33 protein-coding genes and 1 tRNA gene are annotated in these 24,636 nt (G+C 37.5%); 5 read left to right on the forward strand and 29 right to left on the reverse strand.

All coding sequences use genetic code 11. From position 1 onward, the window contains the following. Window positions 1-161: 161 nt before the first annotated feature. From QZX60_RS01460 to prmA, 4 genes are read right to left on the reverse strand one after another with little or no spacing between them, the layout of a single operon-like run. A complete protein-coding gene (locus tag QZX60_RS01460) occupies window positions 162-506 on the reverse strand; it encodes a histidine triad nucleotide-binding protein (protein WP_295360587.1) in 345 nt (114 codons plus the stop codon). A 16-nt stretch (window positions 507-522) separates the two neighbouring features. Beyond that, window positions 523-1,839: a tRNA (N(6)-L-threonylcarbamoyladenosine(37)-C(2))-methylthiotransferase MtaB gene (gene mtaB, locus QZX60_RS01465; protein ID WP_295360589.1), complete on the reverse strand. Its 1,317-nt coding sequence runs from the start codon at window positions 1,837-1,839 to the stop codon at window positions 523-525. An 8-nt stretch (window positions 1,840-1,847) separates the two neighbouring features. Continuing rightward, entirely contained in the window at window positions 1,848-2,582 is a 735-nt protein-coding gene (locus QZX60_RS01470) for a 16S rRNA (uracil(1498)-N(3))-methyltransferase (protein WP_295360591.1), read from the reverse strand. Then, a complete protein-coding gene (prmA, locus tag QZX60_RS01475) occupies window positions 2,582-3,529 on the reverse strand; it encodes a 50S ribosomal protein L11 methyltransferase (RefSeq protein ID WP_295360593.1) in 948 nt (315 codons plus the stop codon). Before prmA ends, QZX60_RS01470 begins: the two co-directional genes overlap by 1 nt. Window positions 3,530-3,696: 167 nt before the next feature. Here prmA and QZX60_RS01480 point away from each other — a divergent pair, with 167 nt between their 5' ends. Continuing rightward, the gene (locus tag QZX60_RS01480; protein WP_154577029.1) at window positions 3,697-4,065 is read left to right on the forward strand and encodes a BMC domain-containing protein; all 369 of its coding nucleotides are present in this window, start codon (window positions 3,697-3,699) and stop codon (window positions 4,063-4,065) included. A 2-nt stretch (window positions 4,066-4,067) separates the two neighbouring features. Beyond that, entirely contained in the window at window positions 4,068-4,541 is a 474-nt protein-coding gene (locus QZX60_RS01485; RefSeq protein WP_295360597.1) for a EutP/PduV family microcompartment system protein, read from the forward strand. A 53-nt stretch (window positions 4,542-4,594) separates the two neighbouring features. Here QZX60_RS01485 and QZX60_RS01490 read toward each other — a convergent pair whose 3' ends face one another. The 6 genes from QZX60_RS01490 to QZX60_RS01515 are packed head-to-tail and all read right to left on the reverse strand — an operon-like array spanning window position 4,595 to window position 8,932. Next, on the reverse strand, window positions 4,595-4,939 hold the full coding sequence (locus tag QZX60_RS01490) for a NifB/NifX family molybdenum-iron cluster-binding protein (RefSeq protein WP_295360599.1): 345 nt from the start codon (window positions 4,937-4,939) through the stop codon (window positions 4,595-4,597). A 33-nt stretch (window positions 4,940-4,972) separates the two neighbouring features. Next, complete coding sequence (locus QZX60_RS01495) at window positions 4,973-5,446, reverse strand: flavodoxin (protein ID WP_295360601.1); 474 nt, start codon at window positions 5,444-5,446, stop codon at window positions 4,973-4,975. A gap of 23 nt (window positions 5,447-5,469) precedes the next feature. Then, window positions 5,470-6,390: a thioredoxin-disulfide reductase gene (gene trxB / locus QZX60_RS01500; protein WP_295360602.1), complete on the reverse strand. Its 921-nt coding sequence runs from the start codon at window positions 6,388-6,390 to the stop codon at window positions 5,470-5,472. 19 nt (window positions 6,391-6,409) lie between these two features. Beyond that, window positions 6,410-7,612 (reverse strand): aminopeptidase P N-terminal domain-containing protein, encoded by a 1,203-nt coding sequence (locus QZX60_RS01505; RefSeq protein ID WP_295360604.1) that lies wholly within the window; start codon window positions 7,610-7,612, stop codon window positions 6,410-6,412. A 16-nt stretch (window positions 7,613-7,628) separates the two neighbouring features. Then, complete coding sequence (locus QZX60_RS01510; RefSeq protein WP_295360606.1) at window positions 7,629-8,441, reverse strand: HAD family hydrolase; 813 nt, start codon at window positions 8,439-8,441, stop codon at window positions 7,629-7,631. Continuing rightward, window positions 8,438-8,932 (reverse strand): small multi-drug export protein, encoded by a 495-nt coding sequence (locus tag QZX60_RS01515; RefSeq protein ID WP_295360608.1) that lies wholly within the window; start codon window positions 8,930-8,932, stop codon window positions 8,438-8,440. Before QZX60_RS01515 ends, QZX60_RS01510 begins: the two co-directional genes overlap by 4 nt. Window positions 8,933-9,055: 123 nt before the next feature. Between QZX60_RS01515 and QZX60_RS01520 the strand changes: the two genes are divergently transcribed. Next, window positions 9,056-9,781: an ATP-binding protein gene (locus QZX60_RS01520; protein WP_295360610.1), complete on the forward strand. Its 726-nt coding sequence runs from the start codon at window positions 9,056-9,058 to the stop codon at window positions 9,779-9,781. A 37-nt stretch (window positions 9,782-9,818) separates the two neighbouring features. On the opposite strand, the gene QZX60_RS01525 is transcribed toward QZX60_RS01520, so the two are convergent. The 11 genes from QZX60_RS01525 to QZX60_RS01575 all read right to left on the reverse strand — a co-directional run bounded on the left by QZX60_RS01525 (window position 9,819) and on the right by QZX60_RS01575 (window position 17,501). Then, on the reverse strand, window positions 9,819-10,367 hold the full coding sequence (locus QZX60_RS01525; protein ID WP_295360612.1) for a Uma2 family endonuclease: 549 nt from the start codon (window positions 10,365-10,367) through the stop codon (window positions 9,819-9,821). Window positions 10,368-10,384: 17 nt separating this feature from the next. Beyond that, complete coding sequence (locus QZX60_RS01530; protein ID WP_295360614.1) at window positions 10,385-11,224, reverse strand: GTP pyrophosphokinase family protein; 840 nt, start codon at window positions 11,222-11,224, stop codon at window positions 10,385-10,387. A gap of 27 nt (window positions 11,225-11,251) precedes the next feature. Further along, window positions 11,252-12,220, reverse strand: a complete 969-nt coding sequence (locus tag QZX60_RS01535) for a TIGR01212 family radical SAM protein (protein ID WP_295360616.1) — start codon at window positions 12,218-12,220, stop codon at window positions 11,252-11,254. Window positions 12,221-12,321: 101 nt separating this feature from the next. Next, window positions 12,322-12,732, reverse strand: a complete 411-nt coding sequence (locus tag QZX60_RS01540; RefSeq protein ID WP_295360618.1) for a hypothetical protein — start codon at window positions 12,730-12,732, stop codon at window positions 12,322-12,324. Between the two features lie 82 nt (window positions 12,733-12,814). After that, on the reverse strand, window positions 12,815-13,483 hold the full coding sequence (locus QZX60_RS01545; RefSeq protein ID WP_295360620.1) for a redox-sensing transcriptional repressor Rex: 669 nt from the start codon (window positions 13,481-13,483) through the stop codon (window positions 12,815-12,817). 105 nt (window positions 13,484-13,588) lie between these two features. Further along, window positions 13,589-13,672 (reverse strand) — tRNA-Leu (locus QZX60_RS01550). Window positions 13,673-13,814: 142 nt separating this feature from the next. Next, window positions 13,815-14,090: a hypothetical protein gene (locus QZX60_RS01555; RefSeq protein WP_295360622.1), complete on the reverse strand. Its 276-nt coding sequence runs from the start codon at window positions 14,088-14,090 to the stop codon at window positions 13,815-13,817. A 247-nt stretch (window positions 14,091-14,337) separates the two neighbouring features. Further along, complete coding sequence (locus QZX60_RS01560; protein ID WP_295360624.1) at window positions 14,338-14,898, reverse strand: recombinase family protein; 561 nt, start codon at window positions 14,896-14,898, stop codon at window positions 14,338-14,340. 447 nt (window positions 14,899-15,345) lie between these two features. Then, on the reverse strand, window positions 15,346-15,561 hold the full coding sequence (locus QZX60_RS01565; RefSeq protein WP_295360626.1) for a helix-turn-helix transcriptional regulator: 216 nt from the start codon (window positions 15,559-15,561) through the stop codon (window positions 15,346-15,348). A gap of 8 nt (window positions 15,562-15,569) precedes the next feature. Beyond that, window positions 15,570-15,779, reverse strand: a complete 210-nt coding sequence (locus tag QZX60_RS01570) for a helix-turn-helix transcriptional regulator (protein ID WP_295360628.1) — start codon at window positions 15,777-15,779, stop codon at window positions 15,570-15,572. Window positions 15,780-15,887: 108 nt separating this feature from the next. Beyond that, window positions 15,888-17,501 (reverse strand): DEAD/DEAH box helicase family protein, encoded by a 1,614-nt coding sequence (locus tag QZX60_RS01575; RefSeq protein ID WP_295360630.1) that lies wholly within the window; start codon window positions 17,499-17,501, stop codon window positions 15,888-15,890. A 173-nt stretch (window positions 17,502-17,674) separates the two neighbouring features. On the opposite strand from QZX60_RS01575, the gene QZX60_RS01580 reads away from it, so the two are divergent. Together QZX60_RS01580 and QZX60_RS01585 are read left to right on the forward strand one after the other, a co-directional pair. After that, a complete protein-coding gene (locus QZX60_RS01580) occupies window positions 17,675-18,064 on the forward strand; it encodes a hypothetical protein (protein ID WP_295360631.1) in 390 nt (129 codons plus the stop codon). Window positions 18,065-18,130: 66 nt separating this feature from the next. Next, window positions 18,131-18,496: a Bro-N domain-containing protein gene (locus tag QZX60_RS01585; protein WP_363174722.1), complete on the forward strand. Its 366-nt coding sequence runs from the start codon at window positions 18,131-18,133 to the stop codon at window positions 18,494-18,496. Window positions 18,497-18,602: 106 nt separating this feature from the next. Here the strand turns inward: QZX60_RS01585 and QZX60_RS01590 are convergent, their stop codons facing one another. From QZX60_RS01590 to QZX60_RS01625, 8 genes are all read right to left on the reverse strand, one after another. After that, window positions 18,603-19,547 (reverse strand): site-specific integrase, encoded by a 945-nt coding sequence (locus QZX60_RS01590; protein WP_295360632.1) that lies wholly within the window; start codon window positions 19,545-19,547, stop codon window positions 18,603-18,605. A 213-nt stretch (window positions 19,548-19,760) separates the two neighbouring features. Beyond that, window positions 19,761-19,976 (reverse strand): heavy-metal-associated domain-containing protein, encoded by a 216-nt coding sequence (locus QZX60_RS01595; RefSeq protein ID WP_295360633.1) that lies wholly within the window; start codon window positions 19,974-19,976, stop codon window positions 19,761-19,763. A gap of 23 nt (window positions 19,977-19,999) precedes the next feature. Then, the gene (locus QZX60_RS01600) at window positions 20,000-20,383 is read right to left on the reverse strand and encodes a heavy-metal-associated domain-containing protein (protein WP_295360634.1); all 384 of its coding nucleotides are present in this window, start codon (window positions 20,381-20,383) and stop codon (window positions 20,000-20,002) included. A 14-nt stretch (window positions 20,384-20,397) separates the two neighbouring features. Next, window positions 20,398-20,706 carry a metal-sensing transcriptional repressor gene (locus QZX60_RS01605; protein WP_295360635.1) on the reverse strand — a complete coding sequence of 103 codons (309 nt, stop codon included), beginning with the start codon at window positions 20,704-20,706 and terminating at the stop codon, window positions 20,398-20,400. A gap of 140 nt (window positions 20,707-20,846) precedes the next feature. Continuing rightward, window positions 20,847-21,824, reverse strand: a complete 978-nt coding sequence (locus QZX60_RS01610) for an NAD(P)-dependent oxidoreductase (protein WP_363174725.1) — start codon at window positions 21,822-21,824, stop codon at window positions 20,847-20,849. After that, window positions 21,817-22,509, reverse strand: a complete 693-nt coding sequence (locus QZX60_RS01615; RefSeq protein WP_295360636.1) for a regulatory protein RecX — start codon at window positions 22,507-22,509, stop codon at window positions 21,817-21,819. Before QZX60_RS01615 ends, QZX60_RS01610 begins: the two co-directional genes overlap by 8 nt. 75 nt (window positions 22,510-22,584) lie before the next feature. After that, window positions 22,585-23,655 carry a peptide chain release factor 1 gene (gene prfA / locus QZX60_RS01620; RefSeq protein WP_295360637.1) on the reverse strand — a complete coding sequence of 357 codons (1,071 nt, stop codon included), beginning with the start codon at window positions 23,653-23,655 and terminating at the stop codon, window positions 22,585-22,587. Between the two features lie 57 nt (window positions 23,656-23,712). Then, window positions 23,713-24,576 (reverse strand): DegV family protein, encoded by an 864-nt coding sequence (locus tag QZX60_RS01625; RefSeq protein WP_295360638.1) that lies wholly within the window; start codon window positions 24,574-24,576, stop codon window positions 23,713-23,715. Window positions 24,577-24,636: the final 60 nt, after the last annotated feature.

Below are 24,636 nucleotides of genomic sequence, written 5' to 3' on the forward strand. Positions count from 1 at the left end.
TATCTTCCCCATTAGATTACTTTTATGCGCGCTCTTACGCTTTGTATACAAACTGTTATAAAAAATAAAAAAGCGCAACAGCTAAAATGCACTGCTGCGCAGATGAATCGAAATCTTTTTTTTCTAATGAAACTATGATAAAAAATAAAAAAAACGTCCAATCAGCCTGGAGGCCATTTCATATCTCGTCCAGCCAAGAAATGGAAATGCAGATGCGGAACCGTCTGTCCGCCTGCTGGACCACAATTGTTGACCACACGGAAACCGTCTTCTGCGACGCCCATCTTGATTGCTAAGCGGCTGATTACCGTTTGGATTTTCCCCATAATCGGGTCTCCGGCTGGAACAGCCAAAATCGAATCGTAATGCTGCTTCGGAATAATGACAAGATGAACCGGTGCCTGAGGATCAATATCCTTGAAAACTAATATATCATCGTCCTCATATACCTTATCAGATGGCACTTCTCCATCGATAATTTTGCAAAAAAGACAATCTTCTGCCACTTTCGTCCCCCCTTTTTTAATTATTGATTTCAGTACCTACCATATTGGCACTGCCTTGTTTATAGTGTAGCACGATTTCTTTAATTTTACCCAAACTATCTGGGACGGCCTTCATTTCTACCGGAATATAGTTCGGTGTATGCCCTGTCATTGTTCCGCCTTCATGAATCTGTTCAAATAATACCGGCTGGACCCGCTGATCGTTTTCGCGCAAAAAAGCCTCTTCCTGTTTTTTTGACAAGGCTATCAGCCTTTGGCTTCTCTGGTGTTGAATGGACGGATCAATCTGATCTGGAAAATCGTAAGCGGGCGTTCCCTTGCGACGCGAATATTTAAAGACGTGAATCTTATAAAAATTGATCGTTTGTACAAATTGGATTGTTTGTTCAAATTCGTCTTCTGTCTCTCCAGGAAAACCGACGATAATATCCGTTGTGAGCGCTGGAAGTGTGAAATATTGACGAATGTATTGAACGATTTGAATAAACTGCGCCGTTGTATATTTTCGATTCATACGTTTTAACGTCGTATCGCATCCGCTTTGCAACGATAAATGAAATTGCGGGCAAATTTGAGGAATTTTCGATAATTTTTGCACAAATTCCTCTGTCATCAGCAACGGCTCAATTGAACCTAATCGAATTCTCTTAACACCTGGAATTTTCGCGACAAATTGAAGCAGCGTAAGCAAATTGACTGAGCCATCAAACTCTTTACCGTATGAGGCGATGTGAATGCCCGAAAAAACAAATTCTTGATAGCCGTCCGCCACCAATTTTTCTACTTCCTGGCAGACCGAGGCTATTGAACGACTTCGTACCCTTCCCCTTGCATATGGGATAATACAGTAAGAGCAGAACTGGTTGCAGCCATCCTGTACTTTTATAAATGCCCGCGTATGGTGCCGCTGCTCTGCAATAGGCATATCCTCAAAGGTTTTACTGTCCCATACATTTTCAACAAAAATTTCACGTTGATGATCTTTTAAAAAGTTCTCGACCTCTTCAACTATTTTATGGCGGTGCGTGGTGCCTAAAATAATATCCACCTCATCAATTGCCGCCACTTCATCTGGCGCAACCTGAGCATAACAGCCAGCAGCAACAATTACTGCATCAGGATTTTTCCGTCTCGCTCTTCTAAGAATCTGCCGGCTCTTCCGATCTCCCAGATGGGTTACCGTACAGGTATTCACAACGTAAACATCTGCCGTACTGTCAAAATCAACGATCTGATAACCTGATTTTAGAAAAAGAACTCCCATCGATTCCGTATCAAAATCATTAACTTTGCACCCGAGATTATAAAAAGCAACTCTTCCTTTATTTTCCATATTGTCCTTTATTCTAGTGCATAATTAAGTTGGGCACATAGTGCCATTCCCGCTGTTTCAGTTCTTAATATTCTCTTTCCCAAAGAGACACTCTCAACACCAGCTTTTTCCAAAGCACAGACTTCTTCTTCAGCAAAGCCGCCTTCTGGCCCAATTAATATGTTGATCTGATCAACCGGACGCTCCCATTGCTGAATAACTTCTTTTAAAGAGTATTTTTTCTCATTTTCATAGGCAACGAGACTTTTCCCTTGAAAGTTGTCAAGCTTTGAAAGAAAAATCGGTAAATGGACTCGGGGAATACAACCGCGTTTTGACTGCTGTGCTGCCGATTTTGCGATTTTTTGCCAACGTGCGACCTTTTTCTTAATCGCTTTGGCTTCTTTTAAATGAACAACGCAAAATTGGGATTCAAACGGAATGAAATCACTTACACCCAATTCTGTACCCTTTTGAATAATCTCATCCATTTTTTTCCCCTTTGCCAAGCCCTGATATAAAACCAATCGATATGGCAGCTCGGCCTTTGAAGGGTAAACATCCAAAATTTGCGCAGTCAATCTTTTTTCAGAAGGCGTTTGTTCGAAAATCTCACAGAGATAATCTGTGCCATTTCCGTCACAGATCACGAATTTTTCCTGATTTTGAATGCGGAGGACATCAATAATGTGATGAAAATCCTCCCCCATTATTTCTATTTTGTCACGATGAATCTGATCTGATGATACGAAAAAATGATGCATTATTCCTCCTGTTTCTTCGCAATCACAGCATACCATTCGCCTTGATTGTCGACCTCCAGTATTTCAAAACCATGTGCAACCAGACTATTTTTTACATCATCTACGTATTTTTCGATAATACCAGAAGAAATAAATAGACCATCTTCCTTCAAGTACATTCGAATTGAGTCAATCAAACGAATAATGACTTCCGCCAAAATATTCGAAACGATAAGATCGGCCTGCTGATCCTTTGGAATGACATCGAGTAAGTCTCCTTCTTTGATCTCTACTTTATCTTGGAGCTCATTTAACTTTACATCTGCTACAGCGGCATCAACCGCAACAGGATCGACGTCCACACCAATAACCTTCGCCGCTCCTAATTTGGCTGCAATGATCGACAAAATCCCAGAACCGCATCCAACATCATAAACACAATCAGATTCCTTCACGTATTTATCTAATGCACGTGTACATAGTTGTGTGGTTTCGTGAGTACCTGTTCCAAATGCCATTCCAGGATCCATTTTCACAACGACTTCTTTGCCAGATGGCTCATAATTTTCCCAGATTGGGACAATGACAACGCGATCACCGATTTTTGTCGGTTTATAAAAGGCCTGCCAAGCCGTTGCCCAATCTTCTTCCTTTACTGATGATACGTTAATCTGATAATCTCCTGGATCAAGACCAAATTGACGAATTTGAGCAATATCATGCTCAATTTGATCCAATTTTTGATTAAAATCATCATCGTCCGGCAAATATCCCGTAATCTTTGAGATATTGGGATCAAAATCTAAAATTTTCTGGTCAAAATAATTAATTGTCGGATCATCTTGAACGGCTATCAAATTCTCAACAGACTCAATCGCTGTTCCTTTTAAACCGGCTTCATATAATATATTGGTCACAGCATCTTCCGCTTCACGTTTGATAGTTATTTCTATAGCTTTCCAATCCATATGGCGTATACTCCCTTTCAATCTTTGCTATATTATACCAGAATAAAAAAACTTGTCACTTGGAACATCAGTATTTTGTCCTTTCCCGGCAAATATCCGTTATTTCATCCTTTTCTTTATTAAAATGTGGTAAAATAAACAATATATAAAACTTAAAGGAGAAAATTATGCCTAGTTTAGATAAAGATAGAGAAGGGATTTCCCGTTCGATTCAGGAATATGTCCCTGGTAAACAAGTGACTCTGGCCCACGTAATCGCAAATCCCAAGCACGATGTTTACGTCAAATTGGGATTGGAATCTGACCGCGACGACGCAATCGGCATTCTGACTATTACACCAAGCGAAGCAGCCATTATTTCTGCCGATGTCGGTACGAAGGCTGCTGACGTTCAAATTGGTTTCCTCGACCGTTTCAGCGGCTCTTTGGTCATTACAGGAAAAATCAGCGATGTCAACTCTGCAGTACGGGAAATCATCAATTTCCTGCGCAATACGCTTGGTTTTGATGCACCAGATCATATTACACATTCGTAAAAATGGCCAGCAATAAAAACCGCGTCGCTTTAATGGGTCGAATCAGAAGCGGAAAAACAACTTTAATGCAAGCTTTGCAGAATAAAGAGCTGAAATACGCGAAAACACAGCAAGTGACGTATACCGACAACTTTATTGATACGCCCGGAGAATTCATTGAAATGTCGATTTTCGCCCATCAGGCTGTTTCCGTATCTTTGGACGCTTCACTCATCATTATGGTCAGTTCATGTATTGATACGCAGAATTCAATTCGCCCGAATTTTATCACCATGTTCAATTTGCCTGCAATTGGTGTCGTCACAAAAATTGACCGCGAAGACGGCAATCGTAAAAGAAGCCGCCACTATCTCCAATACGCGGGTATTCCCGACAACAAGATTTTCGAAATATCGTCCTACACAGGTGAAGGTTTGGACGTTTTATCTGAAGAAATCCACAAATACGTCAATCGCGACGGACATGATTTTTCTTAAATATATTCAAATTGATAAAGCCGCATTCAAAAGAATTGCGGCTTTTATTAATATTATTTACTTTTATCACCTGAACACACTGCTGAGGCATCATCTTTTAACTGATCGTGAAGAAAAAGATCAATCGCGGTATCTGCATTCCCTGATGCGCCTGCAATAATCTGAATATTTCTGTCACTCAGCATCTGCCTGGCTTCTTTTCCTATTTTTCCGCAAATCAGCACATCAGCGCCGATTCCCTTTAAAAATCCGACCAGCATAAATTTATTTTGCTCTGGTGCATCGACAACCCACGTTGTTTTTACCGATTCACCTTCCGTATCGTACACTTTAAATTGTTTCGTTCTTCCAAAATGATTAAAGACTGTGCCATGATCGTAAGATACTGCAATTTTCATATTAACGCCTGCTCAAATCGCTAAAAAAGCTAATTACATCGTTTTAACCCAGGTATCCACTTCATCCTGGAAAGCTGTCGATGAAAACCGCTTTGCCGCAACTAGGACAGCTCCCGGTGCTGACGCTTTGAGTGATTCCCAAGCACCATCTATACCACTGGACCCTGACGTTGCAAAAAGGGCAACTTGTTTTCCTTTCCATCCTGCACCTTCAAAAAATGTATTGACAATCGTCGGTGCTTTATACCACCAAATTGGAAAGCCCACATAAATTCGATCGTATTCGCTGATATCTGGCGTCGTTTCTGCCATCGGCGGTCTAAAATCTGGCTGATCCTTCATTTCTACGGATGAACGGCTCTTGTCATCCTGCCAATTTAAATCTTCTGGCGTGTACGGCGTCTCTGGTTTTATTTCAAAAAGTTCCGATTTTGATGCCTTCGCAACCATTTCTGCAATTCGTTTAGTTGTACCTGTTGCGCTAAAATATGCGACTAATGTTTTCATAAATTGATCCTCCTAATTTAATTTTACCACTCTTTTGTATTTAAATATCTTTCAACAGAGGCGACAGCATTGGCGCCGTCACCCACAGCAGTTGCTACCTGACGAACTTCCTTCTGTCTCACATCTCCAGCTGCAAAAATACCAGGTGCAGAGGTTCTGCCGTCTTCTCCGGCAATAATATAGCCCTTTTCATCACATTTACAAACTTGGTCGAGGCCATCTGAATTTGGGACAATCCCAACTGCGATGAATACGCCAGACACGTCTAAGAGTTGCTCTTCATTTGTATTTTTATCTTTTGTCCGAAGGCCATTCACCATGCCGTCTTCTCCGACGATTTCGACAGGAAGATGATTCCTAACTAGTTCAATGCGATCCGATTCAAAAAGTTTATTCTGTAAAGCCTTTTGCGCGCGAAGCTGATCTCTGCGATGCACAAGATAAACCTTTCGGCATGCTCTTGCTAAAAAGATCGCATCTTCGACCGCGACGTTTCCGCCGCCTACAACTGCGACATCTTTATCTTTATAAAATGCACCATCACAGGTCGCGCAGTACGAAACGCCCTTACCCGCGTATTCTGCTTCTCCCGGAATATTTAATAGACTATGCTTCGCACCGGTCGCGAACAAAACGGTTTTGGCTGTCAAGGTTTCTTCAGCAGTAATGACCTTTTTTTCTTCTCCAAGGTCTTCTACTTTTTGGACATCACCCATTTTAAACTGTACGCTCAACTGATCCGCATGCTCTCTCATTTTCTGAGCCAAGTCAAATCCATTAATACTCGGAAATCCAGGATAGTTATCCACTTCGTAGGTATCGACAATTTGACCGCCGCTCATAAAATTTCGTTCTATTACAAGCGCATCAAGTCCTGCACGCTGCGCGTATATTCCTGCTGTCATGCCAGCAGGTCCTGATCCAATAATAATTAAATCGTACATCGTTCGTCCCTCTTTATATTTACATCATGCTTTCAATGATATCTACAGACTTCGGTATTTCTGCCGATAAAACCACAGGCCCGGCCTCTGTAATCAAAATATCATCTTCAATACGGACGCCCATCCCACGGTCTGCCATATACAGGCCCGGTTCACAGGTAATGACCATTCCCGGTTTTAACGTCACTCTTCTGTCTTCGCAAAGATCGTGAGTATCCAACCCCAGCGAATGACCGATACCATGATAATAATAATCATCGATGGTTTTTTCAGGATCAAACAGACCCGTTGCAAGGCCGTATTGATTCAGCAGCTCTCTGGATTTTTCCTGAACATCCCGCATATTCGTTCCCACTTGATAATAGGGAATGATATCGCGTTGGGCCTGGAGCACTGCTTCGTACAATGCTCGTTGATCTCTTGTATAGTGTCCGTTTACCGGAAACGTCCGGCTAATATCGGAACAATATCCGCGATAACGCGCACCGAGATCAAAGAGAATCATGGTATGATCAGCCATTCTCTTTCGGTTCGTCATGTAGTGAAGAATCGGCGCATCTTCACCTGAAACCGCAATGGTGTCAAAAGCTGTTTCTTCTGCCCCATGGCTTAAAATCGTATATTCGAAAATATCTTGAGCTTGGTATTCAAAATCACCGGGTTTTAAATTTGCCAAGATCTGATTAATGCCTAGATGTGTCAGATGGATGGCATGGCGCATTAGTGCAAGCTCTTCTTCGGATTTGACTAATCTCATCTTTGAAAGGAGTGGTAAAAGTGAATGTTTGTGTTCAAGGCCAAACTCTCTTTTCTGATGATCTGGAACAGTATCATCTTCGTAATAGTCGAGTCCTTTTAAATCTGAACAGAAAGATTCAAATTCATCGAGATAACGAATATCATCGATCCCTGATTTCTGATGCGCTGCATCAATTGAAATATGACGGCCAAACCACTTTTCTTTAAAGGGATCTGGCTTACGGATAAACAAAGTTGTCGAATTCTGTCCGTGCATCTTTGCCAAGACCAATATGCCTTCTGGCTCGGTTAAACCTGTTAAATATAAATAATTGTTATTCACGTAAAATGGATAATTTTCATCCAACGATTTGCTGACTTCGCAGCCCGCGCCAATAATGGCAGCGCTCTGGTCTGGCAGTAAATCGTACAACGCTTCCCGCTTGTTCTGATAAAATTCTTGTGAAAGTTCCTTTACCATCATTATGCCTCTCTTTTGCTCATCTTGGTAATATATAACGCTTAATTATTTCAGCCACGCCATCATGATCACAATCGCATGGTCCGATGATATCGGCATTTTTTATTAAGACATTGCTGCTGTTTGGCATCGCGATGCCGATTCCTGCTGTTTTGAGCAATTGCAGGTCATTTTCGTCATCGCCGATCGCCACAACCTGTTTAAACGAAACATCATAATGCGCACATACCTTGGCCAATGCCTGTGCTTTATTTAGCGACTTTGGCGCAATTTCAACAATTTTGTCTCCGCCATCATACGAAACAGCACCATTTGTATGAATTAGACGAGCGGCTGTCACTTCTTCTTCGTTTCTGCAATAAAATATAATCCTCACTGGGTGATCAATATTTTCAATGTGTGCCGCCCTTTGAACGTAAGGCTTTTTTAGAACCTGTTTGGCCGTGCGACTTGCTGTTTCCGTCGACGCGTTTTCATAATAAACCATTGAAACAGTGTCGACAAAATAAAATAATGAAGTCCTTCGTATTTGTTTCAACAACACTTGAAACACATCTGCTGCAAAGCAGTTCTCACGCCAGAGCAGCGAATGACCTGTATAGATGCCTGCACCGCCGTTGCACACGTGCCAATTATTTTGAATTTCGGGATTCAGCTGATCGGTAAAATCGATCTGTGAATGAAAAAACCGTCCACTCGCCGTAACGACATGAATTCCTGCCCTTTCGCACTGCACGAGCATGCGCTTGTTTTCTTCTGAAATGATCTTTTTAGAATTTAAAAGCGTGTTGTCCAAATCCAACGCAAGCAGGCGAATATCCGGGTTCATCATGCACCCACTGCCATCAAGCCAAAGGCACAAAGTGATGTGACAATGATCCCAGCAATAGCAGAACCTAAAACGGCCGACAACACACCTTGCTTAAAATCCATTTCAATAAGCGAGGCAGCCAGACAGCCCGTCCAAACCCCTGTCCCTGGCAGAGGAATGGCAATGAAAATCATCAGCCCCCAGAACTTATATTTGGTAATGCTTTTCGATTTGTTGATGCCACGAGTATGCAGCCATTCTGCGAAACGTCCCAAAGCGCCCTTTTTCCCTCTCATCCATTTTAAAAACGCCGGTAAAAATTTTAAAATAATCGGCGCTGGAACGATCGAGCCTGCCCATGCAAGCAAAAAGGTCTGCAGATAAGGCATGCGCATCAACAATGCGCCCACTGGAATCGCCCCTCTGAGTTCAACGATCGGAACCATTGAAATAATAAAAACTTCAAGCCAATTCGGAAGAAACGAAAAAAATTGTATAATTGAATGTGCCAAATCAATGCTCCTTTTTGTATTGTTTCCTCATTCGTGTTAAAATGACAAATGCTATGACATATATTTTACACCAAAAAGGATAAATTACAATTGATAGTTTACTATTTAAAGGATCGTTAATCTATGAAAAAAATATTAGGACCAATGCGCCGTGCTATTCAACAATTCCATATGATCGAAAACGGTGACCGCATCGCGGTAGGGTTGTCTGGTGGAAAAGACAGCATTGCTTTGTTGGCAGCACTAGCGCGATATCAAAAATTTGCACCTGTACAATTTGATCTTGAGGCTGTGACCATTGACGCTGGTCTTGAGGGAATGGATTTTTCTCCGCTCATCACCTACTGCCACGACATTCATGTCCCATATACAATATTAAAGACGTCGATTGCAACTGTTGTTTTTGACATTCGCAATGAATCGAATCCATGCTCTTTATGCGCGAGAATGCGCCGCGGCGCATTGCACAATCTGTGCCGCAGGCTCAACTGTAATAAATTAGCGCTGGGGCATCATGCAGATGACGCCGTTGAAACTTTTTTCCTAAGCCTTTTTTTCGAAGGCCGCATCAATACTTGTCAGCCCGTCACTTTTTTGGACCGAAAACAGATCACCCTCATCCGTCCTTTGATTTTTGTCAATGAAAAAGATATTATCTACGATTCAGAGTGCCAAACATTGCCAATCATTGGATCAACCTGTCCCGCAGACGGATTTACAAAGCGCGAAGATGTCAAAAACTTTATCGCCAAAATGTGTGCCGAGATTCCGGATTTAAATAAAAAAGTTTTATCTGCCATTCAAAATCCGCACCCTTTTATTCCATGGGTAAAGAATTCAAAAAAATAGAAGCATTCTAGCGCGTAGAATGCTTCTTCTATATCCCTTATTGTGCCTTAAAAATACTCGAAAACGAAATAAACAGGTCCCGATAAATCGAAACTTTAATTCTTTGAGGAGAATTGTAAATCTTAGGAATAAAAGCGTTTTTCTTAAAATTATATTCCAAGATTACCTGTTTTTGAGGATCAATGATCCAGTATTCCTTTACGCCTGCTTCAGCATAGATCCCCGTTTTCATCAAATAGATCATTTCTTCTTCTTCTGGAGTCACAATTTCAATCACCCAATCTGGGAATGAGCTGCCATTGACAGTGACCGAAAGTGAAGGGCGCAGCTGCGTATTGTGCATCTGCCCCACCATCAAAACCTCATAAGAATCCGACAGCTGGTCGAGTGGGCGATGACTGAGATGATACTGCTTCAAAATTGAAGACAAATATTTGATGATCGCCTTTGCGGAAGGGTCTGTCGTATTTTTAGCGTATTCTTCACCATTAATAATTTCTCCCTGAGGGGTAAAGATCGGTTCCTCCTGCGCATTTTGTTCTGTCATAACCGCGTCTGCAGCAATAGAATCGTGATTGTTATCCATTTTTATCTTTTACTCCTTTATTTCATCTCTTTAATGTGCCCAACTTCTGATTCAATTTCACGTTTTAATAAAATAAGCTGAATCAAATCTTCCTGAACTGATATGCGGTTGAATTCCGAATTGTATTCATCAGCCAGCTCTGGCCTCTGAAGACGGCGCAGTGTTTCAATATTTTCAACAATATCGTTCACGGTGCTCGACTTCATTCTAAACAATTTCTGGGCTGACAAAATTTCATCTCGAATCGTCGACATTTCCGTATCCAACGACTGGACTGTATTCGCTGTTTTCGTCAAGCGTTTTTTAATCACTTCCGGTAGTTTAGCTTTATACTTGTAATTGAGCGAATGCTCGACAACCGCCCAAAAATTCATGGCGAGAGTTCGAATTTGAATTTCTACAAAAATTTCTCGATACCCTACACTGCTAAAAACCGGATATTTTACAATAATATGATAACTTTGATACCCGCTTTCCTTTGGCTTTCCTGCTCCGCTGTGAAAGGCCGAACGGTCCTCTCCTTGAAGATAATTCTTCACTTGATAGATCGTTAAATCCTTATTATTGCGCGAATAAATCATATCTGCCACTTCGTAAATATCTTCAACAAATTGACAGATAATACGAATGCCTGCAATATCGCGGATTTTTTCCTCTACATCGTCGACTCGGTAATGGTATTTATTAATTTTTTCCAAAATACTTGACAGCGATTTAACGCGCCCTGTAACAGATTCAATCGGTGAAGTTTCTCCCAGTTGTGCGCGTTGATCCTTTAAATGATTGAACTTAAGCAGCAATTCATCAACTGCCTGCTGATAAGGAATTAATATGCGTTGCCAATCCTTCGCTTTCATCTCTCTCCTCTTCTCTCCTATTATAACTTACAAAACAATTTTTCCAATAAGTTTCTGTCGATTTTTTCGATAAACGCAGCCTTGCGTCAAATGCTGGTCACGCATTCGATCGATTAACATTTCTCTGATTTTCCACCAGCTGATATGCCAGTTTGTCTGGATTGAATCCTGCTCAGGGATGCGCCCAATAACGCGTTGCAGGGCAATATCCGGCGCTAAATGCGTTAAAAATAGGACGACGCGATCGATATAATCGTCAACACTTAATAGCTGTACTTGATTTTTTTGGTACATCTGAGCCAATTTCGTTCCTCGTTCCACGTAAAGCGCGTGGCACTTAACGAAATCTGTTCTTAATACCGAAATCAATTCAGCTCCCTCGACAGCATCCACTTCGTCGTCCCAAGGTAAATCCAAAATCATATGGGTGCAAAGTTGTAAATGATGCGCCTTGATCCTTAAAGCCGCATCGACATAATCGGAAAGTGAATGCTGCCGATTGAGAATACGCAGTGTTTTCGCATTGATTGTTTGAAGCCCAAGTTCGATACAGATATCAATATGATTATCTTCGCTAATTCGGTTTAAATAATCCAATTGCTGATCACTGATACAATCCGGTCTGGTTGAAATGGCGATGCCTGCAATTTGTTCCCCCAAACAAGCTTCAATATGAGACTTGAATGTTTCAAAATCGACATAAGTATTTGAAAAATCCTGCAGAAACGGGATGAATAAATTGGCGTGATATCGCTTGCTAATATAAGCTTCATTCCTTTTGATTTGATTTTGAATGGAGATCGATGCTGAAAGCGTTTCATTCCCGGCCCCTTTTTCTCCGCAGAAGATACATCCGCCATAAGATAACGTACCGTCTCGGTTTGGGCAGGTCCCCCCTGTATTGACAGGTATTTTATAAACCTTCTGCCCATAGCGTTTTTTTAACCATGACGCATAGGTTAAATACGGCAAATTCGTTTGATATGGATCCTTCATGTAAATCTTTCTAAATATCTCCACAAACAGATAACGCCGAATGTATGAGATTCACACAATCGGCGTCTTGAATAATCCCGTTAATAGACAAAAAAGCGAATTTATTTATAATTTTTTATGCATTCCGGAATTTCGTTTTCGTCACAGCTCAGGCTCAGCACGAATTTCACATCCTGCTTTTTCTGAATAACATCTAAACGTTTCAATAGACCTTCAACATCTTCCGGTCCATCTGCATCCAGAATTCTTAATAAATTATCGATATAGACTGTATCAACATCGTAATTGCTGCCTAAAACGCCACAGATAAAACCGAACAATTCATCTTCTCCTTTAATGCCAAAGTCGTCACTATTGATGAAACGAATTTTCGTATCAACTGTTACGCGATATTTATCTCTGTCATTTATAAAAAGAATTTGACCTTTGGAAGTTTCAAGTTCTGCATTCGCCATGTCGATCATTTTTTTCGTCTTGCCGCTTCCCTTTGCTCCATATACAAATTCAATCATTTAAGACACCTACTTTCTACGTTGTTATTTTTATTATAACGGTGAAAACGATATTATTCAATGCTTTTTTTTGCCTTTTTCCTTATTGCTTACGGCTCAGCATATATGTTAATGTATATAAACTGTCCGAAATATTGACATCCTCAATCATGACATCGTCGGGCAGTGTCAAATCGATCGGAACAAAATTCATAATGCCTTTTATGCCTGTCCTCACAACTTGATTGGCCACACTTTGTCCAATGGCTCTCGGTACACATAATATCGCAATATTAATCATATTTTCCTTAACGTATTCATCAAGATAATCCATATGGAAAATCGGAACGCCGTCATGGGTCTGACCTACCTTCTCAGAATCAATGTCAAACATGGCACGTATCCATATCCCTTCATTCCTAAAGCCTTCATAATGAGAAATTGCGTGGCCAAGATTACCCGCACCAATAATAACACAGCGATAAGGTCGATTTAGCCCCAATAAATCGTGGATTACATCCTTCAGTTCCTGAACTCGATAGCCGTATCCTTGCTGCCCGTAGGCACCAAAAGAATTCAGATCTTGCCTAATCTGAGAGGCTGTCAGGCCCATCATTTTCGACAATTCCATCGATGAAATCTTCTGAAATCCCCTTTCATTCAAGTCGGTCAAAAATCGATAATATTTGGGCAATCTCCTGATGACACTCATCGATACTTTTTTTGAATTTTTTCGCATACGCGCTCCATTTATCTCTAAATATGCAATCATTTAATTTGATTGTTATAATTATAACAAAAGAACCTTTATAAATCAATTAGGCATAAAAAAACTACTTAAGACATCTTAGAGAGACTTAAGCAGTTCAATTCAAAATGGTGCGGATGAAAGGATTCGAACCTTCATACACGAGGTACCAGATCCTAAATCTGGCGCGTCTGCCAATTCCGCCACATCCGCAGGCAACACAAGATATTATATGATTATCTGTGATATGAACAAATATTTACTATATACGCATAAGATATTTTAATTCTACACGTCAGATCACCATAAAATAACAAGCTTTAATTATCTTATTATATTATGGTCAAGACGTCAATTAGAAATTTAAGAAAACATTATTTTTAATATCTATATTAATGCTCTTTTGGTATAAATCCACGTCTTGAAATGGTACACAGTAGTTCAAGAACATATCAAAAGCATAATTAAATAGCTCTGTATTATAGTAACGTTTTAAAATTGTTTCTCCTATTATTTCTCTTTGGGAACACGTCAGATCACCGTCATTGTACAAAACATCTAGCGTGTAAAAGATATTTTTTATATTGCTTTTTTCAGTTTCCAGAACATGATTATTATTTACTTTTAACATTTTTTACTCCTATCATAAATAAATCACTAGTAACCATAACTAAATAGTATCTAAATACTTAGTTTTATAGACAAAATAACACTAAAATGGTACTTTATTGTATTAAATCATTCATATATCACCTCCTGTTAATTAATAAATCTATCTAAATAGGATAATACAAGCATTGTTTTGTTAATAAATTCTGTTTGGTATTCTGTTATGAAGGCTTATTAATACCTCTATTATTAAATACCAAAGGGAAATATTATTGTTTGTATTCTTTTACCCGTCTGTAAAATGTTGACTTTGATATATTAAGCTTTTTTGTAGCTTCTACGCCTGTTATTTCTCCTGCCTTCCATTGTTTATATACAGTCTGGAACAGTTCTTTATTAATGTCTATTGGTTTACGTCCTTTATATTTTCCTTGTTCTTTGGCTATTGCAATACCTTCTTTTTGTCTTTGGAGAGTCTGCTCTCTTTCAAACTGTGCAAGACCTGCAAATATAGTAAACATTAGTTTACCTTGTGGCGTTGTTGTGTCGATATTCTCTTTTAAACTTATGAAATTCACACCCTTATTCTCTAATGTGTCTACAATATTTAATAAGTCTTTTGTTGATCTGGCAAGTCTTGAATAAGACTCTACAATAACAGTGTCTCCTTCTCTGACATATTCTAACATAGAATGAAGCTCTTTTCTGTTTGTGTTCTTTCCAGATACTTTTTCAATAAATAACTTCTCTACTTGTTTATCTTTTAATAATTTAACTTGTCTGTCTGTGTTTTGTTCTTGTGTGCTGACTCGTATATATCCTACTAACATAAAAACACACCTCATATATAAAATTATGATTAGATCATAACAAAATAAATGAAGTGTGTCAATAGAATTATAATTATTTTTGAGACGTTTCATAAATATATTTATAATTTATATGAAACTAAATACCACAGGAAATTATAGTGTCATTAGAGTATAGTCTATTGAAACATAAATATAGAGGGACCGGTAATATATTCCACTGGAATAATTTAAACAAGTAATATCTTTAATTAATTGTCTAAATAATTAGGTGGGGTGTTTACTAATAGAAGCTAAATGTAAACTTTGTTATTTAATGCCGGGTGGTTATGTCTACAAACAAAGAACTTATAGAGGGGCTATTGTTAGCACTTATATTAATATTATCTGCTGGTATATCGAATGAATTAATATACTATAATTTGAATTTTTATTCATTATTTAATACCAAAGGAACATTGTTGTTCCCTATTCTAAATCTTCATCTGTAAAGAATATTTCATCTATACTGTACTCTGGAAATGCTCGCAGAAATGCCGCCATAAAACCAAAAGAAGGATTGTTTTTGCCACCCTCAATATTTTGAATAGTTCTATAACTACAATCGTGACCATTTTCAGTAATAATTTCTGCTAGTTTTCTTTGACTTAAATGCAATTTTTTTCTAATTTCTTTTATCTTCATTTTATTACCTATATATTATAGAAAAATACATCTTCAATTTTATATTCTGGAAATGTTCTCTTAAATGCTTTCATAAACTGATATGTTGGATTACTATTTTTTGTTTCAATGGAGCTAATATCAGCTCGTTTTACTTTAAATTCGTCACTTGACATCATTTCTGCCATTTTTTCTTGTGTTAAGTTTTTTTCTAGTCGAATACGCTTTAATTTATTCATATTCACACCTTCGTTATATTAGCATTATAATTAATAGTTAATAGTGGAGCGGAACGTTTTTAATATTCTTATAGAAATTTAAAAAACGTTCCCCCCTGACACAAAAAATTATTTATAAGATAAAGACATATATTTTTCATGATGATTATTAATTGCATATCTGGAATTTAGCTTATTACCATCAAAGTATTTTTTAAAAGTTTTATATTTGTTACTGGTATCTATTTTATTGATTTCAACCATTATTTCTTTAGACCTAAATTTAAAACTATTGTTGGCATAATTATCTAATAAATTAATAACATCAGCTTTTATATCATCATGTACAGAATTAATATATTGTTCAATTAAATTATTGTCTATTAAAACTTTTGGAGCATTAAATGTATCTGCTAACAATTCTTTATAAGCCTCTATATGGTCTTTTTCTAAGCCATAATATTTAGGAGTATAATAAAGTCTAGTTCTTTCAATCATTGAATAAAACAGATACTTACAAATTATTTCACTTGGTTTATAGAAAGCATCGCTATGTTCATAATATTTAATTACACCGTACCGATTAATATTATCAGGTTCATCTATTACACCATTATTTAATATTTTTGCTTGATTTTCCGCTGTTTGATAAATGGTGTTATAGAGGTTAATATTATATTGTTTGTCCTCTATCCTGTTTGATATTTCTTGATCTATATCTATATCATTTAAATTATCTGTGTTCTTAATTAGAGTGTTAAACAACAACCTTTCATATCTGGTATTAATAAATTCTGGTTTGGTAATATATAGATTTGGTGTGCTTTTTCTGGTTCGTGCCATAAATTGTTTAATTAATGTTGTGTCTCCTCGTTCCCATGCTTTACCAATAAAACAATATACATGTTTGATATTTGTGTCTTTAAAGCTAACTCCTACGTCTATCCATGAAGTAGCTATTAAAAAATCAGCATCAAATCTACCATTTACAATAATATCATTTATAATATCTGTATTCTCTTTTACTTTAATATCTTTGCTAGTTAAACTAACGGCTTTTATTTTGTTGGTATTTAATTTATTGGCTACTGCCCGACAAGCTCTTGTATTATTAATTAATACAATTTGTTTTTCGTTTTCTCTGTAATTAGATTGAATTAATTGAACAACTTTATCAATATCTAAATTACTATTTTCATTATAATAGTTAGTAAGCAATACCAAGCCATTAATATAACTCTGCTTCTTTATATCTACATCAATAACAGTATCTATTTGATTGTATAAATCATCTGGTAAACAATTATATAATAATTCAGGCGTTGCCGTTGCTAAAATAATTGGTACTTCTTTTCTTTTGTATTTATCAATAATATCAATTATCTTTTTGGTCTGTTCATCATAGGCATAAGAAGAATATTGTACTAATTTATGTATTTCATCAATAAATAATAGATAGTTTTCAAAGTCTACCCTTTTAACCCAATTTAATAAACCTTTTGCTGAGTAATACGTATTCTTTAAAGAATTTTCCGACTGATCTGTTAACATCCTTGTTGGATATAAACAAACAGCATTTTTAAAACAGTCTTTTATTAATGTTGTTTTTCCTGCGCCTTGCGGGGCAATTAATAATATAACTTCTTTTTGTTTTACCTTCTTTTTAATTAATGATATAAGTTTAATATCTTGATTCAAATAATCATACTTGCATTTATAATTTATTCTCTTGGTATTTTTCATATATATATTTATCCTCATACATTGAATTATATCGTTTACACATGTATAATATAATTATAAATAATATATCTTTTGTAAGAATTAGAGGTGGTTATATAAATTCATTTATTAAATATTCGCATCAATATAATATCTATTTGGCAATAATCGAACATAAAACAAAATATATCCTTGTGGGATTAGATACCAGCAAATCAAGATTAAATAGCAAATTAAATAAAGAACTTACTTATTTATCAGATCACAGTGTATCACTGACTAGATATTATATTTTCTTCGGAAACAATAATAAAATTTTTTTTCCGTCTTGGTATACATTAAACCAGAAAAAAGAATTAATCAATGATTTTGTATATTATTTTTATGATTTATTTTCTTATAACTTGCCAAAGGCTAATAATGATTTAACCCCAAAACATATAGAATACAGATTAAATATACTAGCTACTTATTTATTACAAGACCAATTTAAACGCAAGTCTGGAATAATTATTACAGATTATAAAAGGAAAAAAATTAATAATACAGAAATTCCTTTAAATACATTAGAGATACCTTATTAAATGTCTCTTTGATTATATATTTATCCTAATAACCTGCACACTATATTCAAGTATGCAGGTTATTTATTGTTATTTGGTCAAGTTAGAGCTGTCGAAATCGACGGCGCCCCGTGGTTCGTCGGGAAAGACGTGGCAAAAGCGCTTGGATATAGCAATACAAAAGACGCAATTAAATCTCATGTTGATGAAGAAGATAAAAAATTTCTAAGTCCCCAAAACAGGGAGTTAGGAAATATCCCAAACAGAGGACTTCAAATCATCAACGAATCCGGCTTATACAGTTTGATCTTATCTAGCAAATTGCCAACCGCGAAAAAATTCAAACATTGGGTTACATCAGAAATCTTACCATCAATCAGACAACACGGCGAAGATGATGATAAGCTAACCCGGCGTTTTGACGGGTCAGGTCGACTAGCTTTATTTATATAATGAATTTAACGCATTTTAGTAATTCACACTAATAATTACACCTAAATATTATTAAAAGCTCTATATTCATTTATATAGAGGTCAGATTAATATCAACTGATAGTAATTAATGCTTTCTCATTGTTATTTTATTATGCTTCTTGTTGGTACAATATAATTTTTGCGGGTTATAAATTTCACATGATTTTTTTATATCCACGTTTAACATCTTTACATAGTTTTGTGTTGTCTCTATATTGGAATGTTGCAACATTCTCATTAATGTAAATACATCAACACCTGCCAAAATAGCATTTTTAGCAAAGGTATGCCTAAATAAATGAATAGAAGTTTTATTCACACCTCTACTATTATTATATTTTTGTACTGCTGATTGAAGACTTCTTATTTTCATCTGCTCGCCTTCATTGGTACAGATCAAATAATCTTCATCTTGACCACCTCTATAACCTAAATACTCTTTAATAATACTAGCAAGGATTTTATTAAAATATGTCTTTAGAGGTGTTTTATTTTTTGTTGTATTAACAATTACACTATTATCAAATAAATCAACATCTTTAATTTTAATATTTAATAGGCTTCTAACTCTTAACCCTGTCGCTATTAATATATTTTCAGCAAACCAGACTTTATATTCTGTAAATGTGCAGGTTTTTAAATTTGGCTTCTTTAATAAACGTCTTAGTTCTTCATCTGTGTAGACCTGTTTAATTGTCTTTTGGTATTTAGGAATCTTAATTTTAAATCGGTCCAGATACCCTTCATACATACACCAATAAAGAAACGCTCGAATACTTCTGCAATAAGTTGCAACAGTAGCGCCTTTAATATCCCTACTTTGTAACACCAAAACAACTTTATTATATTCTTGTTTGGTAAAATCTTGAATATCAATATCTCCTGTTATGCTAATTGTTTCTTTAATATGTTGTGTATATGTTTCTATGGTAGACTCTGACAAGCCATTAGCCTTCTTTTCAATAATAAAGCTCTTAAAACAACTCGTTAAATTTAATGAATTAATATTATTATTTGGACATTTAAACATAAAAAAACCACTCCACAACAAATAAATTACTTGTTATAGAATGGTCATTTATATGTAAGGCGGTCCTAAATCTGGCGCGTCTGCCAATTCCGCCACATCCGCAGGCAGCGTTACTCGAGACGGCAAGCGCTCGTATGTAACGTGCTATTAAAAAATACCATAAAAAAGCAGCAACTTCAAGAAAAAATTGCTGCTTAAACCTGTGAATTTCCTTTAATGTTCAAAGCCCAAAACCGTATAATCTTTATCTTCAATGGCTTTCTTTAATTGCGCATCATCAATTTCTTTGTTAAGAGAAACGACAGCGTTTCCTTTCTGGTGATCAACCTTGGCCTGTTCGACTTCTGGAAAACTTTCAAGTGCTTTTTTCACTGTCGCTTCACAATGTTCACACATCATACCTTCAATTTTAATAGTTTCTGTTATCATGTTTTGATCTCCTCTTTTATTTCTTATTCTTGACTTAACGGAACAGATTGAATATCCACAACTTTATAATCTAATCGTTCTATCGTTCTTCTAATAGTTTCATCCGGTACTTCACGATCTTCGGATATTTTTGCAACGCCCTTCTTCCAGTCGACTTTCACAGAAACGCCATCAATTCGATCCAGCTGTCGTTGAATGCGTTTTTGGCAATTTTCACAGCTCATTCCCTCGATTTTAACTTCTTTTTCCGCAATCTTTGGATTCGTTAACTTCTTATCTTCTTCGACCCATTCATCTCCGCCGCCACCACAGCAGCTGCCATCTCCCGAAAAGCGTTTCCTAGCACTTTTCACCGCAATCAAAACGACAACGGCTAAAACTAAAATAATAATAACTGTTGCAATCATGGTGTTTTCTCTTTCTATTTCATTAATTTCAAAATGACACGAACGAGTTCATCAACCGTTCCTTCCTTGTCAGCTTTAATATCTTCAACGACACAAGTCCGAATGTGATCTTCCAGCAGCACTTTATTGAATGACTTCATCGCTGCCGTCACTGCTGCGCTTTGAACTAAAATGTCCGGACAATAGGCATCATTCTCAACCATTCTTTTTATGCCGCGAACTTGTCCTTCAATTCTACTGAGTCGATTGATCATATCCTTATATTTGTCCGGCTCTCTTTTTTTATGCCGAACACAACAAGCATTATTTTTTTCTTCAGCCATTATTATCTCCTCTTAATACCCCCACCGAGGTATTTTTTATGTGTAAAGTATATACCCAGGTGGGGGTATTGTCAACCCTTCCAAATAAAAAAATCTTACCCTTACATATTATTATATCTGTAAAGATAAGATTAAATCATTTATATGATATTTTGAGGATCGCCTTCCAGCCAACATCTAATATTGTCAAAAACGATTTCTGCACGCCGATACAGCGCTTCCTGAGTTGCGTATGCAATATGTGGCGTCATGATACAATTCTTCGTTGTAAGCAGCGGATGATCAGGCGGAAGCGGCGGTTCCTCCTCAAAGACATCTATTCCCGCTCCAGCAATCTTGCCCATGTTAAGCGCTTTAGCTAAAGCTTGATAATCAATCAATGCGCCACGCGCCGTATTAATTAAAATAGCATTCTCTTTCATTTTATTAATTTGATGTGCGTCGATCATTCGTGTCGTCTCTTTCGTCCAAGGCACATGTAAAGAAATAATATCCGCCTGACGCATTAACTGATCTAACGAGACGTATTCAATTCCCAATGCTTGAGCTTCTTTCTTTTGCGTCCTGCTGTATGCAATTAGGCGGCATCCAAAGGCCTTTGCGATTTTTGCGACCTGAAGGCCGATGGTTCCTGTCCCGATAATTCCCAGCGTCTGGCCGTAAAGCTCGCTGCCAATTGGAAATTTGCTTTTTCCCTGCATCAAAATGTTTCGGCTCTCAGAGATCTTTCTTTTGATATCAATCATCAGTCCAATTGCCAATTCCGCCACTGCATGTGTCGAATAGTTAGCCGCATTGCAAATCGTCACACGATTCGATTTGAGATAGTCAACATCGATATGGTCTATCCCAGTGAATGCCACATCTACCATCTTTAATTGATGACAATGTTTCAATACCTCTTTTCTTAAAGGCTGATTGGCCAGTACAATAATATTGGCATCTCTGACACGTTTTATCAGTATTTCTTCTGTCTCTGCTTTGCGGTCGTATGCGATAATTTGATGGCCATCTGCTTTTAATAACATGGTAAGGGTCTTTAAAGCGTCATCGCTGATTCCCAAAGGCTCCATGATTACAATTTGCAGCTTTGTTTTTTGATTTGGAGTCTTATTCATCAAATTCTCCCTCTTCTTTTTTTTCATCAATAAACGCGTAGATCTCAGAATTAGAAAACCCGCGTGACAGTAAATTCCTCTGTACACGCATTTGAAGCTCCCAGCCTGTATACCCTTTAGATTTCTGCATTCTTAAATATTTTTGATAATCTATTTCGATATTATTTCTCCTGATCTCATCGTCATCATTTTCAACGTTTTCTTCAAACGTCTCTTGTTTTCGGGATATCTGCGTGCTAATCATCGCGTAGGGATACCCCCTCCTCATCATCCAATTCGCAACTTTACGTTTTCTTTTTTCATGAGGTTCATTTCGGTATCGTTCAAACGCCGCATCGATCAACTCCTCGCAGCAGTGTTGTTCTTCTTCCTTAGTATAAAATAAATCGATGTCGTCAATTTTTTCCCTTGGAATCCCCCTGTGAATCAAATCCTGCGCTAGTCTTCGTCTGCTGTACCGCTTTGCGCTTTTATTCAATTCGCATGCATTTTGTATGTACTGTTCGTCATTAATGTATCCGTATCGTATTAAAGTTTCCATACTTGCCGCAATTTCTTTTTCCGAATAATTTTTATCTTGAAGATATTTAACAATTTCTGCTTCAGTGCGATCACGATACGTCAAATAATTCATCGCTCGATCAAATGCTGATAATTTAGATGTCTTTTTTTTATGCTCTTCCAATATGACTTTGCCTCAATACCCTTAAATTTTTCTATTATTTATCAAAAAAGGCCTCTCGAAGAGGCCTTGATTTCGCTATTCAGCTAATTCCATTTTTTTCGCTTGGTCTGTCGTGATCAAAGCTTCTATCATTTCATCAATTTCACCGTCTAAAAACGAATCCAACTGATGAATTGTTAATCCAATCCGATGATCCGTTACGCGCCCTTGAGGGAAATTGTAAGTTCGAATACGTTCGCTTCTGTCCCCTGTCCCGATTTGACTCTTTCTTTCAGCTGAAATTTCACTTTGCTGCTTTTGCGTTTCCATATCGTAAAGCCGAGCCTTTAATACCTTCATTGCCTTGGCTTTATTTTTAATCTGGGATTTTTCGTCCTGGCATGTAACAACCAGCCCTGTAGGAATATGAGTGATACGAACAGCAGAATCCGTCGTATTGACGCATTGTCCGCCATTGCCTGAGGCGCGGTACACGTCAATTCGTAAATCATTGGGATCAATATTGACTTCAACATCTTCAACTTCTGGCAAAACAGCGACCGTTGCAGTCGAAGTATGAATCCGTCCACCGGATTCCGTTTCTGGAACACGTTGGACGCGATGAACGCCACTTTCGTATTTCAAGCGGCTGTAAGCACCTTGTCCATTAATAGAAAAGGTAATTTCTTTGATCCCGCCGAGGTCCAAAATGTTTGAGTTCATAATTTCCGTCTGCCATCTGTGTCGTTCAGCATAACGCACGTACATCCGGAACAGATCGTGAGCAAAAAGTGCCGCTTCATCTCCACCAGCACCCGCTCTAATTTCGACGATAACACTCTTTTCATCGTTCGGATCCTTTGGAAGGAGCAGTATTTTGATTTCATCCTCTAATTTTTTCTGCTTTTCTGTCTGTTCCTTCACTTCAGCCTCGCACATTTCCTTGAAATCTGCGTCGATCGATTTGTCAGACAGCATTTCCTGACTTTCCTGGATAGCTTTTTCTGTTGAACAGTACGCCTTGTATTTTTGAACAATTGGTTCGAGATGGGCGTGTTCTTTCATCAAGCGCTGCCAATTCTGCTGATCGGAAATAATATCCGGATTTGAAATGTCGCGTGTCAACTGAATGTATTTTTCTTCAAGGGCTTCTAATTTTTCAAACATTTTATTTTCCTTTCTACTCTGCAAAAATCCATTTACATTAAAATCTTAGTGGCTTTGCTACAATGGTTTTTGATCGTAGAAGAAAACTGTCATTGACCCCGGACCAATATGCGTTCCAATCACGGGTGCCAAAATCTTTCTCGAAAAATTAGTATTTCCGTATTGTTCCGTCAGCTGATTTTGAATCGCCTGAACCAATCGATCCTGATACGCATCGACAAAATAGATGGGTTGATGAGCAATGTCGTAACTATGGTCAGCAATATATTGAACAAATTTTTTGACCAGTCGTTTTTCTCCCCTGCATTTATCCGTAATTTCCAATTTTCCTTCAGAATTCACGATCATGAAGGGATGAATTTTCAACGCATTGCCAATAAAAGCGGATGGCCGACTCAAACGCCCGCCTCTACAAACATATTCCAAATTCGTAACCGTGAAAATATGGTGAATATGTTCATGACAGCGGTTTGTTAATTGAATTAAATCATCCATTGACATGCCCTTTTGTGCCTGTTCTGCCACTACGTCAACAACCATGCCTAAACCGCCAGTTACAGCCTTTGTGTCGACAACCCGAATATCGACGTCAGGATATTCTTCGATGATTTCTTTTCTAGCTAAGCAGGCCGTCTGATACGTTCCCGATAAGCCGCTTGAAAAACTAAGCAGGAGCGCATCTTGACCAGCTTCTGCATAAGTTTTAAAACAATCGTAATAGTCTTGGTAAGGGATTTGAGATGTTTTATAAACAACCCCTTTTTTCATATTTTCGTAAATTTCTTCAGGCTGGATATCGATTCCATCCCGATATATATTTTCTCCCTGCGTCACGTACAACGGGAGCACTTGAACCTGCAGTTCCTCCAAACGTTCTTTTGGCAAATCGCAGGCTGAATCTGTAATAATATGAATGCGCATTTAAACTCTCACCTTAATAAATTTTTTCGTTTAAAGTTTATCATATGAATCCACTTACCG

It is taken from the genome of uncultured Pseudoramibacter sp., assembly GCF_903789625.1.
GTDB lineage: Bacteria > Bacillota > Clostridia > Eubacteriales > Eubacteriaceae > Pseudoramibacter > Pseudoramibacter fermentans.

What these genes read in the sequence shown, in the direction of transcription:
- mtaB (WP_295360589.1), bottom strand. Translation starts at nt 1,839, where the DNA reads ATGGAAAATAAAGGAAGAGTTGCTTTTTATAATCTCGGGTGCAAAGTT.
- QZX60_RS01470 (WP_295360591.1), bottom strand. Translation starts at nt 2,582, where the DNA reads ATGCATCATTTTTTCGTATCATCAGATCAGATTCATCGTGACAAAATA.
- prmA (WP_295360593.1), bottom strand. Translation starts at nt 3,529, where the DNA reads ATGGATTGGAAAGCTATAGAAATAACTATCAAACGTGAAGCGGAAGAT.
- QZX60_RS01480 (WP_154577029.1), top strand. Translation starts at nt 3,697, where the DNA reads ATGCCTAGTTTAGATAAAGATAGAGAAGGGATTTCCCGTTCGATTCAG.
- QZX60_RS01485 (WP_295360597.1), top strand. Translation starts at nt 4,068, where the DNA reads ATGGCCAGCAATAAAAACCGCGTCGCTTTAATGGGTCGAATCAGAAGC.
- QZX60_RS01490 (WP_295360599.1), bottom strand. Translation starts at nt 4,939, where the DNA reads ATGAAAATTGCAGTATCTTACGATCATGGCACAGTCTTTAATCATTTT.
- QZX60_RS01495 (WP_295360601.1), bottom strand. Translation starts at nt 5,446, where the DNA reads ATGAAAACATTAGTCGCATATTTTAGCGCAACAGGTACAACTAAACGA.
- trxB (WP_295360602.1), bottom strand. Translation starts at nt 6,390, where the DNA reads ATGTACGATTTAATTATTATTGGATCAGGACCTGCTGGCATGACAGCA.
- QZX60_RS01505 (WP_295360604.1), bottom strand. Translation starts at nt 7,612, where the DNA reads ATGATGGTAAAGGAACTTTCACAAGAATTTTATCAGAACAAGCGGGAA.
- QZX60_RS01510 (WP_295360606.1), bottom strand. Translation starts at nt 8,441, where the DNA reads ATGATGAACCCGGATATTCGCCTGCTTGCGTTGGATTTGGACAACACG.
- QZX60_RS01520 (WP_295360610.1), top strand. Translation starts at nt 9,056, where the DNA reads ATGAAAAAAATATTAGGACCAATGCGCCGTGCTATTCAACAATTCCAT.
- QZX60_RS01525 (WP_295360612.1), bottom strand. Translation starts at nt 10,367, where the DNA reads ATGGATAACAATCACGATTCTATTGCTGCAGACGCGGTTATGACAGAA.
- QZX60_RS01530 (WP_295360614.1), bottom strand. Translation starts at nt 11,224, where the DNA reads ATGAAAGCGAAGGATTGGCAACGCATATTAATTCCTTATCAGCAGGCA.
- QZX60_RS01535 (WP_295360616.1), bottom strand. Translation starts at nt 12,220, where the DNA reads ATGAAGGATCCATATCAAACGAATTTGCCGTATTTAACCTATGCGTCA.
- QZX60_RS01540 (WP_295360618.1), bottom strand. Translation starts at nt 12,732, where the DNA reads ATGATTGAATTTGTATATGGAGCAAAGGGAAGCGGCAAGACGAAAAAA.
- QZX60_RS01545 (WP_295360620.1), bottom strand. Translation starts at nt 13,483, where the DNA reads ATGATTGCATATTTAGAGATAAATGGAGCGCGTATGCGAAAAAATTCA.
- QZX60_RS01555 (WP_295360622.1), bottom strand. Translation starts at nt 14,090, where the DNA reads ATGTTAAAAGTAAATAATAATCATGTTCTGGAAACTGAAAAAAGCAAT.
- QZX60_RS01560 (WP_295360624.1), bottom strand. Translation starts at nt 14,898, where the DNA reads ATGTTAGTAGGATATATACGAGTCAGCACACAAGAACAAAACACAGAC.
- QZX60_RS01565 (WP_295360626.1), bottom strand. Translation starts at nt 15,561, where the DNA reads ATGAAGATAAAAGAAATTAGAAAAAAATTGCATTTAAGTCAAAGAAAA.
- QZX60_RS01570 (WP_295360628.1), bottom strand. Translation starts at nt 15,779, where the DNA reads ATGAATAAATTAAAGCGTATTCGACTAGAAAAAAACTTAACACAAGAA.
- QZX60_RS01575 (WP_295360630.1), bottom strand. Translation starts at nt 17,501, where the DNA reads ATGAAAAATACCAAGAGAATAAATTATAAATGCAAGTATGATTATTTG.
- QZX60_RS01590 (WP_295360632.1), bottom strand. Translation starts at nt 19,547, where the DNA reads ATGTTTAAATGTCCAAATAATAATATTAATTCATTAAATTTAACGAGT.
- QZX60_RS01595 (WP_295360633.1), bottom strand. Translation starts at nt 19,976, where the DNA reads ATGATAACAGAAACTATTAAAATTGAAGGTATGATGTGTGAACATTGT.
- QZX60_RS01600 (WP_295360634.1), bottom strand. Translation starts at nt 20,383, where the DNA reads ATGATTGCAACAGTTATTATTATTTTAGTTTTAGCCGTTGTCGTTTTG.
- QZX60_RS01605 (WP_295360635.1), bottom strand. Translation starts at nt 20,706, where the DNA reads ATGGCTGAAGAAAAAAATAATGCTTGTTGTGTTCGGCATAAAAAAAGA.
- QZX60_RS01610 (WP_363174725.1), bottom strand. Translation starts at nt 21,824, where the DNA reads ATGAATAAGACTCCAAATCAAAAAACAAAGCTGCAAATTGTAATCATG.
- prfA (WP_295360637.1), bottom strand. Translation starts at nt 23,655, where the DNA reads ATGTTTGAAAAATTAGAAGCCCTTGAAGAAAAATACATTCAGTTGACA.
- QZX60_RS01625 (WP_295360638.1), bottom strand. Translation starts at nt 24,576, where the DNA reads ATGCGCATTCATATTATTACAGATTCAGCCTGCGATTTGCCAAAAGAA.